At 63.4% G+C, this 14,691-nt stretch carries 12 protein-coding genes; 8 read left to right on the forward strand and 4 right to left on the reverse strand.

What is annotated here, in order from left to right; genetic code table 11:
* Positions 1 to 4 precede the first annotated feature (4 nt).
* A complete protein-coding gene (locus tag YH63_RS02390; protein ID WP_046828989.1) occupies positions 5 to 241 on the reverse strand; it encodes a hypothetical protein in 237 nt (78 codons plus the stop codon).
* Positions 242 to 380: 139 nt separating this feature from the next.
* Between YH63_RS02390 and YH63_RS02395 the strand changes: the two genes are divergently transcribed.
* The 5 genes from YH63_RS02395 to YH63_RS02415 all read left to right on the forward strand — a co-directional run bounded on the left by YH63_RS02395 (position 381) and on the right by YH63_RS02415 (position 6,750).
* Positions 381 to 1,007, forward strand: a complete 627-nt coding sequence (locus YH63_RS02395; RefSeq protein ID WP_046828988.1) for a YfbR-like 5'-deoxynucleotidase — start codon at positions 381 to 383, stop codon at positions 1,005 to 1,007.
* Between the two features lie 82 nt (positions 1,008 to 1,089).
* Positions 1,090 to 2,244, forward strand: a complete 1,155-nt coding sequence (locus YH63_RS02400; protein ID WP_052753873.1) for an OmpA family protein — start codon at positions 1,090 to 1,092, stop codon at positions 2,242 to 2,244.
* A 123-nt stretch (positions 2,245 to 2,367) separates the two neighbouring features.
* The gene (locus YH63_RS02405; RefSeq protein WP_046828987.1) at positions 2,368 to 2,874 is read left to right on the forward strand and encodes a tyrosine phosphatase family protein; all 507 of its coding nucleotides are present in this window, start codon (positions 2,368 to 2,370) and stop codon (positions 2,872 to 2,874) included.
* Between the two features lie 97 nt (positions 2,875 to 2,971).
* Complete coding sequence (locus tag YH63_RS02410; protein ID WP_046828986.1) at positions 2,972 to 3,952, forward strand: NUDIX hydrolase; 981 nt, start codon at positions 2,972 to 2,974, stop codon at positions 3,950 to 3,952.
* Between the two features lie 74 nt (positions 3,953 to 4,026).
* The gene (locus tag YH63_RS02415) at positions 4,027 to 6,750 is read left to right on the forward strand and encodes a DUF2339 domain-containing protein (RefSeq protein WP_046828985.1); all 2,724 of its coding nucleotides are present in this window, start codon (positions 4,027 to 4,029) and stop codon (positions 6,748 to 6,750) included.
* A 109-nt stretch (positions 6,751 to 6,859) separates the two neighbouring features.
* Here the strand turns inward: YH63_RS02415 and YH63_RS02420 are convergent, their stop codons facing one another.
* A complete protein-coding gene (locus YH63_RS02420) occupies positions 6,860 to 7,399 on the reverse strand; it encodes a hypothetical protein (protein WP_046828984.1) in 540 nt (179 codons plus the stop codon).
* Positions 7,400 to 7,536: 137 nt separating this feature from the next.
* A complete protein-coding gene (gene acuI / locus YH63_RS02425; protein WP_046828983.1) occupies positions 7,537 to 8,523 on the reverse strand; it encodes an acrylyl-CoA reductase (NADPH) in 987 nt (328 codons plus the stop codon).
* A gap of 348 nt (positions 8,524 to 8,871) precedes the next feature.
* On the opposite strand from acuI, the gene nadA reads away from it, so the two are divergent.
* The 3 genes from nadA (at position 8,872) to nadC (ending at position 12,642) form a co-directional block, all read left to right on the forward strand.
* Positions 8,872 to 9,984 carry a quinolinate synthase NadA gene (gene nadA / locus YH63_RS02430; RefSeq protein WP_046828982.1) on the forward strand — a complete coding sequence of 371 codons (1,113 nt, stop codon included), beginning with the start codon at positions 8,872 to 8,874 and terminating at the stop codon, positions 9,982 to 9,984.
* A 148-nt stretch (positions 9,985 to 10,132) separates the two neighbouring features.
* Complete coding sequence (locus tag YH63_RS02435) at positions 10,133 to 11,746, forward strand: L-aspartate oxidase (RefSeq protein WP_046828981.1); 1,614 nt, start codon at positions 10,133 to 10,135, stop codon at positions 11,744 to 11,746.
* A 2-nt stretch (positions 11,747 to 11,748) separates the two neighbouring features.
* The gene (gene nadC / locus YH63_RS02440) at positions 11,749 to 12,642 is read left to right on the forward strand and encodes a carboxylating nicotinate-nucleotide diphosphorylase (RefSeq protein WP_046828980.1); all 894 of its coding nucleotides are present in this window, start codon (positions 11,749 to 11,751) and stop codon (positions 12,640 to 12,642) included.
* A 180-nt stretch (positions 12,643 to 12,822) separates the two neighbouring features.
* Here the strand turns inward: nadC and YH63_RS02445 are convergent, their stop codons facing one another.
* Positions 12,823 to 14,265, reverse strand: coding sequence for a cell wall hydrolase (locus YH63_RS02445; protein ID WP_046828979.1), 1,443 nt, complete (start codon positions 14,263 to 14,265; stop codon positions 12,823 to 12,825).
* Between the last annotated feature and the right edge of the window lie 426 nt (positions 14,266 to 14,691).

Genomic DNA, 14,691 nt, shown 5'->3' on the forward strand with positions numbered 1-14,691 from the left:
TGCGCTATTTGCGTTCGACCTTCTTGGTCAGCAGATAGAGATAGGCGCAGACCGCGACCACAATCGGGAAACATCCGAGCCCGAACAGCGTCGCGGAAAACTCGAACCGGTCCCAGAATACCCAGCTCAACGTCCAGCACACGATCGCATTGACCAGCGCCAGCAGATAAATCGGCGTGAGTGCGGTCTTGAAGCTCAGCAGCCGCTTGCGGCGGGGTGGATCTTGCGGGGTCGCTGCCATGCGAATGACCTGTGTGGACGGGGCCTGATTCAAACGCAATCTACACCTTGAAGTTCCGTTTCTGCGATGCCCGGCTCGCGGTTTGATGCTATCAAATCGTCCCGCACGCTTCGCACAAACAATCGATTCTTATCCCTGCATGACCGCCAAGAAAACAGCACCGCACAAGCCATCTCCCCGCGCCTGGCAGCGCATGCTGTCGGGCCGCCGCCTCGATCTGCTCGATCCCTCGCCGCTCGACATCGAAGTCGAGGACATCGCTCATGGTCTCGCGCGAGTCGCGCGCTGGAACGGGCAGACCCACGGCGCGCATATCTTCTCGGTGGCGCAGCACACGCTGCTGGTCGAAGCCGTGCTGCGCCAGCAGACGCCGCGCGTCGATCATCGCGTGCGGTTGGCGGCGATGCTGCACGACGCGCCGGAATACGTCATCGGCGACATGATCTCGCCGTTCAAAGCGGTGATCGGCGGCTCCTACAAGGTGGTCGAGAAGCGGCTGCTGTCCGCGATCCATATCCGCTTCGGGCTGCCCGCCGTGCTCTCGGCCGAGATCGAACGGCAGATCAAGGCCGCCGACATGGGCGCGGCGTATCTGGAGGCGACGCATCTGGCGGGCTTCGCGCAGGCCGAAGCCCGGCGCCTGTTCGGCCGCGATCCGAAGCTGCCCGCCGCCACCGAAAAGGATTACGTGACCCCATGGTCCGCCGGGCGGGCGGAAAAGCAGTTTCTCGCGCGATTCAAGACCTTGTTCAGCAACAATCCTTGAGGCTAGGTTCTAGCTCCGAAAAATGGAGACTGGAATGAACCTGCGGATTGATAAAATTGTTTTTCTTTTAGCGATATTGGGGTTGAGCACGACGGGCGCGGCAAAAGCCGCAGATTGCCCTCCGATCGGAAGCCTTCCGAATTACATCGGCGAACCGAAGCCGACACTGCACAATCACAACACATCCGATTTCAAGGTGAAGCGCGGCGAGGAAACCGAAAACATTTCGGTGGCCGGAAAGAAATGTTTCCAGGCCTACCGGCTCAAGGACGACGCCCAGGCGATGAGCGACATTGAAATCCAGACCAACTACCGCGAGCAGGTCAAGAAGCTGGGCGGCCAGATCCTGTTTGCGGACGAGCACAACATGACGGGAAAAATCGTGAAGGGCGCGCAGGAAACCTGGGTCGCGGTCTACAACGAGGAGCGCCTGATCGAGGTCACGGTTGTCGACAAGGCCGCGTTCAAGCCGTCGCTGCTGCCGCCGTCGGGCAGTGACTACCGGCTCGCCGGCCGCATGCCGAAATTTGTCGCCGATCCGCCGGTGAAGCGCAACTTCGACAAGGTGGCCTTCAAGATTCACGACGGCGACGATACGCGCGAGGTACAGGTCGCAGGCGCGAGGCATTCCGTCGCCTACCGGGCAGCCAATCCGCGGGAGGGCGCGAGCCCTCTTGAAGTCCAGGAAAACTACAAGGCCACGTTTCTCGCGGCAGGCGGACAGGTCGTGTTTTCCGAACCCAACCTCATTGTCATGCGCCTTGAGGACAAGGGACAGTCGATCTGGGTCAGCGTCTACGCCGAAGAAAGCCTGATCGAACTCACCGCGATCGAGGAAAAGCCGTTCCAGTCCAGCGTCCAGCCGCCCACGGCGAGCGCGCTGAAGACCGCGCTCGACAAGGATGGCCGCGTCTCCCTCTACATCAATTTCGATTTCAACAAGGCGGCGCTGAAGCCCGACGCCGCACCCATCATCGAGCAGGTCGTCAAGCTGCTGAAGGACAATCCCGCGCTCAAGCTCGAGATCGGCGGCCACACCGACAATATCGGGGGCCGCGATTACAATGTGAAACTGTCGGGCAGTCGCGCCGGCAGCGTTGTCTCCGCCCTTGCGGCGCAAGGGATCGATGCCAAGCGGCTGAACGCCGCTGGCTATGGCCCCGACAAGCCTGTGACCACCAACGACACCGATGAAGGGCGCGCCAAGAACCGGCGCGTCGAACTGGTCAAATCCTGACGGCGTCGCTGTGTCCCGGCGGTTGCCGGGACACATTGCCCTCCGGTTCCGGAGGCGACCGCTCATCCGGTGATGGCGGAGCTGCAAGCCCGGGCTATAATGGCGGCCAACACAAGGATCGCCATGATTCACGTCTGCTCGCTTGCCGCCCTGCCCGCCACCGTCGAAGCCACCGGCGCGCAACATATCCTCACCGTGATGGCCAATGTCGCGCAGGTGGTGCGTCCGGTGTCGGTGCTGGAAGCCAATCACCTGCGCATCCAGATGGACGACATCAACGAGCCCGCGCTGGGTTTCGTCGCGCCGTCGCACGCCCATGTCGAGCAGGCGCTGGCCTTCATCCGCAAGTGGGACCGCACAGCACCCATGGTCATTCACTGTTACGCCGGGATCAGCCGCTCCACCGCCAGCGCGTTCATGGCGGCCTGCGCGCTCAATCCAAATCGCGACGAGACCTCCATCGCCCGGCAGATCCGCGCCGCATCGCCGAGCGCGTATCCCAACCGCCTGATCGTCACGCTGGCGGACGAGGTGCTGGGACGCGACGGGCGCATGGTTCGCGCGCTCGATGCGATGGGTCCGGGCAACATGACCATCGAGGGTCGCCCGTTCCGCGTGGATCTCGAATGAGATCCGTCATTGCGAGCAAAGCGAAGCAATCCAGAGCAACGAAAAAGACTGGATTGCTTCGTCGCTGCGCTCCTCGCAATGACGGGGCTTTTGCGCGATGACCGATAAAATTCTCACGCCAATCGAGATCGGTTTGACCGCCGCCATCGTGTCGATCGACGGCAACGAACCGTCGATCCTGACCGCATCCGGCAACGACGGCGAGGCGCTGGAAGGCCTGCCGTTCGGCCCGTTCGACGCGGTGGCGCATCGCACGCTGGAAATCGGCCTGCGCGCGTGGGTGGAAGAACAGACCGGCCTGCGCCTCGGCTATGTCGAGCAGCTTTATACGTTCGGCGATCGCGGCCGCCACGCCCAGCGCGGCGACACCGACGCGCATGTTGCATCGGTCGGTTATCTGGCGCTGACACGCGCCGCGGACAACACCTCGAAGCCGCAGGTGGCGGGCGCGACGTTCAAGCCGTGGTACCGCTACTTTCCGTGGGAAGACTGGCGCGATGCGCGCCCCGCAATCATCGAGAAAGAAATCATTCCCGCGCTTGAGACCTGGGCCGCGCAGGAAAAGCCTGATACCGAGCGCGCGCTGGCGCGCGGCGACCGCGTGCGGCTTTGTTTCGGCACCCACGGTGCGCAGTGGGACGAAGAGCGCGTGCTCGACCGCTATGAGCTGCTTTACGAGGCCGGACTGATCGAGGAATCGCGGCGCGACGAGCGGCCCGCGGCACTGGCGCGCAAGGCCATGCCTGCGCTCGGCGCGCCGATGCGCTTCGATCACCGCAGGATTCTGGCCACCGCCATCGCGCGGCTGCGCGCCAAGCTGAAATATCGTCCGGTGGTGTTTGAACTTCTGCCGCCGGAGTTCACACTAACTGACTTGCAGCGGACCGTTGAGGCGATCTCGGGGCGTCATTTGCACAAGCAGAATTTCCGCCGGCTGGTGGAGGCCGGCGCGCTGGTCGAACCCACCGGCGAGATGTCGACCCAGACCGGCGGACGGCCGGCGGCGCTGTTTCGCTTCCGCCGCGAAGTATTGCAGGAGCGGCCCGCACCGGGATTGCGCGTGCGCGGCCGCCGTTAGGTTTAAGGCTTCGAATTTTCGAAGCCGCTTTGAATTTGCGCGTGACCCGGCGGCGGGCCACGCAAGGAGGAACGATGGAATTTATTGCAATCGTCATTGCGATTGTTGCTTTCATTTTTGCACGCAAGGCCAGCAACAGATCTCTCGAACTGAGCGCGCGGATGGCGCAGCTCGAAGCTTCGCTCGCAGGCGGCGCACGTCCGGCAACATTGCCAGCGGCGGACGCCCCCATCGCACCGCCGATTGTGCCAGACACTGCAGCATCCGAGACGGAGACAACTGAAAAGGCTCCGTCAACGCCGCCGCCGCTTCCACCTGCAGGATCTCGCTACCGGGAGACGGTTGACGGCGCGCTGCCGGGCACACCGGCGACACCTGCGCAGGCTGGTCCCGGATTCGAAGAACGAATTGGTTTTGAAGAAAGACTCGGTTTTGAGGAAAGACTTGGCACCCGCTGGGTGGTCTGGGTCGGCGGGTTGACGCTGGCGCTCGGCGGCGTGTTTCTCGTCAAGTATTCCATCGAAGCCGGCCTGCTCGGCCCCGAGGTGCGCGTCTTGCTCGGCGGCCTGTTCGCGCTTGGGCTGCTTGCTGTCGGCGAATTCGCGCGCCGCAAGGAGAGCCTCTTGCCGATTGCGGCGCTGCCAAAAGCCAACATCCCTGCGATTCTCACCGCAGCTGGAACCGCCGTCGCCTTCGCAACCGTCTACGCGTCCTACGCGCTCTACGGTTTTCTGTCGCCGCCCATCGCATTCGTCCTGCTCGGCGCGGTTGCGCTCGGCACGCTTGCGGCTGCACTTTTGCACGGCCGCGCGCTTGCAGGGCTCGGCGTGGTCGGCGCATTCGTGACGCCGGTGCTGGTGTCGTCGGACAAGCCGGATTACTGGGCGCTCTACATCTACATCGCCATCGTCACCGCGGCGGCGTTCGGTCTGGCACGGATCCGGCTGTGGCGCTGGCTGGCCGTTACGACCATCGCGTTCGGCGCGCTCTGGATGCTGTTCGATATCGTGCGTCCCGATACGCTCGGCCCGCATGCGTTCGACATCATCGTTAGCTTCGCGCTCGCGGCACTTCTGGTGGTCGCCGGATTCATGTTCGGACCGCCCGCCGATCAGGGCCGCGTTGAGCCGGTGTCGTCGATTTCACTGGGCGTGTTCCTGTTCGGCGCAGCCGTGCTCGTTCTCATCAACAATCACGCCGACCCCGCCATGATCGTGTTCACGCTGCTGGTGGCGGCCACGTTCGCCATCGCATGGCGTGCGGAGAGCGCGACCGCCGCAATCGGTGCTGCCGCCGTGCTGGTGTTCGCGGTGTTCGCGGAATGGGCCATTCGCGCCAATCCAGATCTCGCCGTGGTGCCCGGCGGCGCGATGCCCGGCATCGGCACACGCGCCGATGATGGATCGATCGGCATGCATCTCATCACCGCGGCGGGTTTCGGCGTAGCGTTCGGCGCGGCGGGATTTCTCGCACAGGGCCGCTCCATCGGCGCCATTGTCCCGGTGATCTGGGCAGCGGCCGGCGTGTTCACGCCCCTCGCGTTGCTGATCGCGCTCTACGCACGCATCGCGCATCTGGATCGCTCGATTCCGTTCGCGATCATCGCCATCGCCGTTGCTGCTGCCTTCGCCGCGGCGACCGAATTGCTCACGCGCCGCGAAGCACGTCCCGGCCAGATGATTTCAACGGCGCTGTTCGCCACCGGCACGCTCGCCGCACTGGCGCTGGCGTTTACGTTCGCGCTGGAAAAAGGCTGGCTCACCATCGCGCTCGCCCTGATGTCGCTCGGCACCGCGTGGATTTCCATGAAGCGGCCGATCCCGTTCCTGCGTTCGCTCGCTGCTATTCTGGCGGGCATCGTGGTGCTGCGGGTCGGCTACGAGCCGCGCATCGCCGGCAACGATCTCGGCACCACGCCGATCTTCAACTGGCTGCTGCTCGGCTACGGCATTCCGGCAGCCTCATTCTGGCTCGGCAGCATCTTCCTGCGCCGGCGCGGCGACGATGGTCCGCTCCGTAGCGTGGAAGCCGCCGCGATCCTGTTCGCGGTGCTGCTCGCCTTCACCCAGATCCGCCACTACATCAACAACGGCGACATCTATCGTACATCGTCGAGCCTGATCGAGGTCGGCCTGCAGGTCTGCGTCGCACTCGCGATGGCGATCGGGCTGGAGCGGCTTCGCATCCGGACAGGGAGCGTCATTCATAACATCGGGGCGTTGCTGCTGACATGGTTCGCGGGCCTCGCGATCCTGTTCGGGCTATTCTTCATCGCAAACCCGCTGATCTGGCGGATCGAGATCGCGGGAGCGTTCTTCAATCCGCTGATCCTCGGCTACGCGATCCCGGCCATCCTCGCGCTGCTGCTGTCCTACGCCGTGGCGGGACGCCGCGCCGCGGCCTATGCCAACACCATCGCGGCCGGCGCGCTCGTCCTTGCGCTGGCCTACATCACACTGCAAATCCGTCACCTCTATCACGGGCCGTATCTGAACAGCTTCCGCACCTTCGACGCCGAGCAGTACACCTACTCGGTGGCGTGGCTGGTGTTCGGCGTGATCCTGCTGGGGATTGGCCTGCTGCTGCCGTCGCAGCGCGCGCGCCTTGCGTCGGCGGTGATGATCGCCATCACCATTCTCAAAGTGTTCCTGATCGACATGTCGAACCTGACCGGGGCCTACCGGGCGTTCTCGTTCATCGGTCTGGGACTGGTGCTGGTGGCAATCGGATGGCTGTATCAGCGCATTCTGTTCAGGCAGACGACAACGCCGCCGGCTCCAGGCAGCACGACGGCGTGATTCGATAGATCGTCATTGCGAGCGAAGCGAAGCAATCCAGCGCAACGAAAAGAAAACTGGATTACTTCGTCGCAAGTGCTCCTCGCAATGACGAGGTAAATTTCCCTAATTACTCGCTGGCGGAGCGGCGCAGCTCAAGCGCCGGTTCGCTGCGCACCGAAGCCGGACGCACTTCCGCGCGCGGCGTCGCATCCGCCGACTGTGTCCCCGGCGCGCGCAGCGAGCGCGGGCGCGAGATCGAACGCGCGAGGAACACGCGCGCATTGCCATGCTTGCGGAAATCGCAATAGGCGAAGCCCATGCCCGACACCGAGCCGCGGAAGCTGACATTGTCGGTCTTGTTCAGGTTGAAGCAGGGCTCGAAGGGAATGCCCTTGATCGATGCGCAGATCTGCTGACCGCGGACCTGAAGCGTATTGGACGGCAGCCGCATATGGCGGGTCTCGCCGGCGCCGCTGAATTGCACCGCGCCTGCCGCCGCACCGTCGGTTGTGATCTTGCCGACGCCCTTGGTGCCGTCGAAGCAGGTGAAGGCGAACATCTTGTTGGCGACGAACTTGCGGGCTTCGTCCGCGTTCAGGGTTTCAGCAAACACAGGCGCTGAAACCGAACAGGCCAGCGCGGCTCCAAGAACGATGCGAACGAGCATGAGCTACTCCAACTGACTAACTGCGGATCAGATGAACCGGCCGGGCAAAGCGCCCGGCGGTTTACGCCTTAACCCGGTGATTACCATACCAACCGTGGCAACATTGGAGCACCATGGTTTGCAAAGTCTGAACATCCTCAGGAAATTTTCACCACCGTCCGGCCGCGAAGCTGCCCGGCGAGAATTTTCGGCGCTGCGCCGATAACCTCGTCGAGACCGATTTCCGTAGTCATTTCAGCAAGTTTCGCGTGGTCAACATCCTTCGCGATGCGCGCCCAGGCGGCCTTTCGCGGTGTGAGCGGGCACATCACGGAATCGATGCCCAAAAGGCACACTCCGCGCAAAATGAAAGGCGCCACCGACGACGGCAGGTCCATACCGCCGGCAAGACCGCAGGCGGCGATGGCGCCGCCGTACTTCGTCATCGAAAGCAGGTTCGCCAGCGTGGTCGACCCGACGCTGTCGATACCGCCGGCCCAGCGCTCCTTGGCGAGCGGTTTGCCCGGTGCGGACAATTCGTTGCGGTCGATGACTTCGGCAGCGCCAAGACCGCGCAGATAATCCGCCTCGGCTGCACGTCCCGTCGATGCGATGACGTGGAAACCGAGCTTTGAGAGGGTCGCCACCGCCACCGAACCGACGCCGCCGGCAGCACCGGTGACAACCACCGGGCCATTGTTTGGCGTCAGACCGTGCTTCTCCAGCGCCATCACCGACAACATCGCGGTGAAACCCGCCGTGCCGATCGCCATCGCCTGACGCGCGGTCATGCCCTCGGGCAAACGCACCAGCCAGTCGCCCTTGACGCGCGCCTTCTGCGCATACGCGCCGAGATGGGTCTCGCTCAGACCCCAACCGGTGGAGACAACCTTGTCGCCCGCCTTCCAGCCGGGATGCGACGATTCCAGAACCGTGCCCGCGAAATCCACACCGGCAATCATCGGGAAACGGCGCACCACCGGCGACTTGCCGGTGACGGCGAGGCCGTCCTTGTAATTCACCGTGGACCACTCGACCGCGACGGTGACGTCGCCGTCCATCAGTTCCGCTTCGTCGAACTGCGTCAGCGCTGCCGTGGTGCCTTTGTCGGCCTTGTCGATTCTGATTGCCTTGAAGGTTGCCAAACCCGATCTCCGTTTTTTCTTGTGCGAATGAATCCGGCCCCCTGATTGGCGGCTCCTGCCGGGTTTGCCAAGCCCTTAGCCGCAGGTTCGCATCGGGTTGAGGGCAGATTGCATTTCCGCCATGCGGAAAATTCCGAATACCCCTCTGGCGAGGTCGGAACCAACCTGCTATATTTGTTTTGCTCGTTATGAGAATAAGTAACGATCTCGCGAGCCAGGGAACGCGGACACGCTGAATCCGTCGTCCCTGAGGGGAAACCGAGTTTGGAGCGCCGGCCCAAAAGGCCGGATTTCTCAAAACCCTAATATGCTCAAATTGAGTATATTAGGCGACTTCAGGAGGCTGCGATGCCGATCACCGGAATTTATGGTCCCGACGATTTCGGGAATCCGATCCACCGCCAGCCCACCGGCGCGACCCGCCCCCGCGTCACCGACGCGGAGCGCGCGCGCGCGTTGCCGATGCCCTCGCTGGAATGGACGCCCGAGGTCGAGCGCGCCACCGCGCATCTCTACGCCAGGGTGAAGAACGTCATTCCCGAAATCGAATGGCCGTTCATGGCGCCTTACGTCAAGGCGATCAACGATCTGAAGCAGCAGCGCAACGCTGTGATCCTGGCGCACAACTACCAGACGCCGGAGATTTTCCATTGCGTCGCCGACATCGGCGGCGACTCGCTGCAGCTCGCCCGCGAGGCGACAAAAGTAAAAGAGAAAGTCATCGTCCAGTGCGGCGTGCACTTCATGGCCGAGACCTCGAAAATCCTGAACCCCGACAAGACCGTGCTGATCCCGGATTCGCGCGCCGGCTGCTCGCTGGCCTCAAGCATCACCGGCGCGGACGTGCGCCTGCTGCGTGAGCGCTTCCCCGGCGTGCCGGTGGTGGCTTACGTCAACACGTCTGCCGACGTGAAGGCGGAGGTCGACATCTGCTGCACCTCGTCGAACGCCGTGCAGGTGGTGGAAAGCCTCAACGCCGAGACCGTGATTTTCCTCCCCGACCAGTATCTGGCGAAATACGTCGCCTCGAAAACCAGCGTAAAGATCATCGCGTGGAAGGGCGCATGCGAGGTACACGAGCGTTTCACCGGCGACGAGCTGCGCACCTATCGCGAGGCCGATCCCAGCGTGCAGATCATCGCGCATCCCGAATGCCCGCCCGACGTGATCGCTGAAGCGGACTTCACCGGCTCGACCGCGCACATGATCGACTGGGTCCGCAAGCACCAGCCGAAGCGGATCGTTATGGTCACCGAATGTTCGATGGCGGACAACGTGCAGGCCGAACTGCCGAATGTGGAGTTCGTCAAGCCGTGCAACCTGTGCCCGCACATGAAGCGCATCACGCTGCCGAAGATTCTCGACAGCCTGATTTACATGCGTGAGGAAGTCACCATCGACCCGATGATCATCGACAAGGCCCGGCGTTCGGTGGAACGCATGATCAACCTGAAGAACTGATCTGATCTTGGGCGCCATGCGTCCACAACAAAACCGTCATGCCCGGCCTTGTGCCGGGCATCCACGCCTTCCTTGTTAAACGACGCAAAGTCGTGGATGGCCGGGACAAGCCCGGCCATGACGATCTAAAAGTTGCAGGCCCAGCGGCATGACACTTAATCCAAACAAGCTCTCAAGCATCACCACCCACGACGTCATCATCGTCGGCGGCGGCCTCGCGGGGCTATTCTGCGCGCTGAAACTCTCGCCCCGTCCGGTCACGGTGATTTCCGCAGCGCCGCTCGGCGAAGGCGCGTCGAGCGCATGGGCGCAGGGCGGCATCGCGGCGGCTGTTGCCGAAGGCGACAGCGCCGAGGCCCATGCGGCCGATACGATCGCGGTCGGCGGCGGCATCGTCGATGAAGATGTCGCGCTCGCCCTCGCCCGCGAGGCCGGCGCACGGATCCACGATCTCCTGCACTACGGCGTGCCGTTCGACCGCGATCTCGAAGGCAAGCTCGCCGTCGGACGCGAGGCCGCGCATTCCGCCCGGCGCATCGTCCATGTTCAGGGCGACATGGCGGGCAAGGCGATTATCGCGGCGCTGATCGAGGCCGTGCGAAAAACGCCGTCGATCCGCGTAATCGAAGGCTATGTCGCCGAAGCCCTGCTGAGCGAAGGCGACGCGGTTTCAGGATTGCAGTTGCGCAAGGCGGACGACGCAATCGCGGCGCCGATCATCATCCCGTCGCGCGCCATCGTGCTGGCGACCGGCGGCATCGGGCATCTCTATGCAGTCACGACCAATCCGGCGGAGGCCAGCGGATCGGGGCTCGCGATTGCCGCACGCGCCGGCGCGGTGATTGCCGATCCCGAATTCGTGCAGTTTCACCCGACCGCCATCATGGTCGGCCGCGATCCCGCACCGCTGGCGACCGAAGCCTTGCGCGGCGAAGGCGCAACCCTGATCAACGGCAAGGGCGAGCGGTTCATGCTGGCGCTCAACCCGCTGGCCGAACTCGCACCCCGCGACATTGTCGCGCGCGGGGTGTTCGCGGAAATCGCTGCTGGCCGTGGCGCATATCTGGATGCAACCAGGGCGCTTGGCACGACGTTCGCGAAGAAATTTCCGACGGTCTATGCGAGTTGCATGGCGGCGGGTATCGATCCCGCGACGCAGCCGATCCCGATTGCACCAGCGGCGCATTACCACATGGGCGGCATCGCCGTGGACAGGCACGGCCGCACCTCTCTCAAGGGCTTGTGGGCCGGCGGCGAAGTGTCGAGCACCGGCGCGCACGGCGCCAACCGCCTCGCCTCGAATTCACTGCTCGAAGCGGTGGTCTATGCCGCGCGGATCGCCGAAGATATCGACGGCAACATGTTTGCGCGCAGTCCCCTCGTCGTGCCGCCTCAGATCCCGCGCAACTGCGCCATGCCGCCGCTCACCGAAGCCAACCTTCGCACCATGATGAGTTCGCATGTCGGCGTCGTCCGCGACGGCGACCGCCTGATGGAAGCCGTACAGGCGTTCGCGGCTATCGAACAGAGCACCGGAAACATTGCGCTGCGCAACATGGCGACCACGGCGCTGATCGTTGCGGCGTCGGCATGGTCCCGCCGTGAAAGCCGCGGCGCGCATTTCCGCTCCGACTATACGGCGGAAGATCCGGCGCAAAGACACCGCACCATGACAACGCTCATTGAGGCGCGTAACATCGCGCTCATGTTGTCGGATGGTGCAACCGCCAAACGATCCGCTAAACTATCCACGGGAGTTTGAACGTGAGCGTCACCGATGTCCTGAACCCCGCCGCCCTGATGCACCCGCAGGCATTTCTGTCGCCGCTGGCGATCGATGACGCGGTGGAGCGCGCACTTGCCGAAGACCTCGGCCGCGCAGGAGACGTAACGTCCATCGCCACTATCCCGGCCAACACCCAGGCCTTTGCCAAACTGGTGGCGCGACAGGCCGGCGTGATCGCGGGCTTGCCGCTGGCGGTGGCGACGTTCCTGAAACTGTCGCCTGACGTCCGGATCCAGGCCCACGCCCATGACGGCGTCAACGTCGCCAAGGGTGTGCATGTGCTGACGATCTCGGGCCCGGCCCGCGCGGTGCTTTCGGGCGAGCGCACCGCGCTCAACTTTGTCGGACGCCTCTCCGGCATCGCGACCCTGACGTCGGATTATATCCGCCACGCCGGCGTGACCAAGACGCGCATTTGCGATACCCGCAAGACCACGCCGGGGCTGCGCGCGCTGGAGAAATACGCGGTGCGCTGTGGCGGCGGCTTCAACCACCGTTTCGGCCTCGACGACGCCATCCTGATCAAGGACAACCACATCGCGGTCGCCGGCGGCGTCAAAGCCGTGCTGCAACGCGCGCGTGCGCATGTCGGTCATCTGGTCAAGATCGAGATCGAGGTCGACACACTCGATCAGTTGCGCGAAGTCCTTGCGACCGGCCTTGCGGACGTGGTGATGCTCGACAACATGGACATTCCGACGCTGCGCGAAGCGGTCGCGATAACCAACAAACGCGTGGTGCTGGAAGTCTCCGGCGGCGTCACACTGGCGTCGATCGGCGAGATCGCGACAACCGGCGTCGATTATGTGTCGGCTGGTGCGCTGACGCATTCCGCGCCGAACTTCGACGTCGCACTGGATATTGATGCGTAGGGTTCTTCTTATCCCTCCCCCTTGTGGGGAGGGTGGCGCATTGAGAGCGAAGCGAACAATGCGTCGGGTGGGGGAAATTCCCACCGCGTGCAATGACCCCCACCCCGGCCTCCGCTTCGCTCGGCCGACCCTCCCCACAAGGGGGAGGGAAAAGAACCACGACAGTCGATTTACTGACCGCTACTTGCCGCCCGATATTTCAGCCGAACTCCTGGCTGCTTCGGCGAGCTTCGCGGAGATCGCTGCCGTTTCCGCCGCCGTGCCCCAGGTCGGCGCGTCCTTGCCGTCGCCCCAGGCGCGCGGACGATAGAAAGTATGCACGCCGTACTTGTACATCTTCTTCATCTCGTTGGCCCATGACGGGCGCACCCAGTAGGCGTGATAGTGCGTCGACTTGCCAACTTCCGGCAGCCAGAGCCGTCCGTCCAGACTTTCCCGCGCGATCTTCTTGGCGCGTTCCCACATGTCCGGCTCTTTCACCACGTCGCGGATGCCGTCACAGGCGAAGGTGAACTGGCACGACAGGTGGCGGTGCGAATTCTGGTAGACGACTCCGCAGACCGTGGTCGGATAATAGCCGGAGAACGCGCGGTTGAGCACGACCTGCGCCACCGCGATCTGCCCGCGCACCGCTTCGCCGCGCGCCTCGAAGTAGATCGCATCGGTGAGGCACTTTTCGGATTTCGCACGGTTCTTGGCATCGAGGCCGAGGCGTTCCGCCGGCGTGCGGGGGCGCTGGTGCTCGCCGGTCACTTCGCCCTTGCTGGCGACGCTTTCGCCGCCGGCCGATGGCGCGGCGGACTGATCGGGCAAGGTCGCCGGCATTTTCATGTCCGGATCGACGCCCGGAATCACGATGATCGGTTCTTCGCCGGGCTGCCAGCGCTCGAGTGACCCGCTCGATACGCCGAGCGATGAATTGCCGAAGAACAAGGTCGCGGTCTGGAACGAGAAGCCGTCGCGGCCCGGTTCCGGCTCGACGGCATTGCCGTCTTCCTTGGTCGCCGGAACGGCGTTGAGCGGATGGTCGGCAGGAATGTTCTGCAGCGAAACAGCGGAATCATACTGAGGCAAGCGCGGCGCATTCAGCGCGGCTTCCAGTTCGGCATCGAGTGGCGCGGCTGCATTCACAGGCGCAGCCTCGGCCGTCTTCGCGCCGCGCACCGACGCATTGGAATTCGGCTGATCCTGCTCCGGCGGCGGCGCGGCGACAGGCGCGACAACCTCAGGCGCATAAACCGGAAGACGATCGCCCTTCGACGAGCGCACAACCTTGGGAAAATCCGATTTCTGCAATGGGCGCAAAACGGGTCCGAGCGGATCGCGGCCGAGCGAGCCGGTCACGTCGACGCCCTGGCTGACGAGACTTGCCAGATGATACGCCGGTGTTTCGCGGGTATTGGTGCCGATCGGGCGGGGCAGATTGAACGATGCCACCTGCAGCATGCGGCGCGACGATGCGAAGATGTATTCCTGCCAGCGCTCGGCAACGCCGGGCTGGCGCGCCAGCAACGATGCGAGATCCTGATAGCCGATTTCGGTCGGGCTCACTGTCAAGAGACAGAGAACAAAGCCGAAGGGCGCGAACCGCGCGCCCTTCGACCCGTTACGCAACACAGACATCGATACGCTCACGCAACTAACGCTATACACACGCAACCGAACCGCGCATTCAGTGCAATTCGATCAATTTCGTTGGTATCGAATTAAAGTTGCCGGGGGGTTAATCGCCGCGTCCTGCGCGCCACACGCAAGCGCGCGCTTGAAATCACGCCATCACATCGAAAGCGTTGGTAAACAGCGCCTCCAGCAAGGTGGTAAAGATCGCGTCAACGAAAAGAAGAACGCGCGAAGTGACGCGGTTCCATTTTGGCAGGCGACGAGTGAAGGCTAGATCACGCGACAATCACAATGTCGTCCCCGCGAAAGCGGGGACCCATAACCACCGAACACCGTGGCGATTATAGAAAGAGCGGCACCAACATCGTGCGCAGATCGATGGCTCAGAGAGTATGGGTCCCCGCTTTCGCGGGGACGACATCATTGTAA

It is taken from the genome of Afipia massiliensis, assembly GCF_001006325.2.
Taxonomy (GTDB): domain Bacteria; phylum Pseudomonadota; class Alphaproteobacteria; order Rhizobiales; family Xanthobacteraceae; genus Afipia; species Afipia massiliensis_A.

Coding starts and splice junctions, on each gene's coding strand:
- YH63_RS02435 (WP_046828981.1), top strand. CDS start 10,133: ATGACACTTAATCCAAACAAGCTCTCAAGCATCACCACCCACGACGTC.
- YH63_RS02445 (WP_046828979.1), bottom strand. CDS start 14,265: ATGTCTGTGTTGCGTAACGGGTCGAAGGGCGCGCGGTTCGCGCCCTTC.
- YH63_RS02405 (WP_046828987.1), top strand. CDS start 2,368: ATGATTCACGTCTGCTCGCTTGCCGCCCTGCCCGCCACCGTCGAAGCC.
- nadA (WP_046828982.1), top strand. CDS start 8,872: ATGCCGATCACCGGAATTTATGGTCCCGACGATTTCGGGAATCCGATC.
- YH63_RS02410 (WP_046828986.1), top strand. CDS start 2,972: ATGACCGATAAAATTCTCACGCCAATCGAGATCGGTTTGACCGCCGCC.
- YH63_RS02415 (WP_046828985.1), top strand. CDS start 4,027: ATGGAATTTATTGCAATCGTCATTGCGATTGTTGCTTTCATTTTTGCA.
- YH63_RS02420 (WP_046828984.1), bottom strand. CDS start 7,399: ATGCTCGTTCGCATCGTTCTTGGAGCCGCGCTGGCCTGTTCGGTTTCA.
- YH63_RS02395 (WP_046828988.1), top strand. CDS start 381: ATGACCGCCAAGAAAACAGCACCGCACAAGCCATCTCCCCGCGCCTGG.
- YH63_RS02390 (WP_046828989.1), bottom strand. CDS start 241: ATGGCAGCGACCCCGCAAGATCCACCCCGCCGCAAGCGGCTGCTGAGC.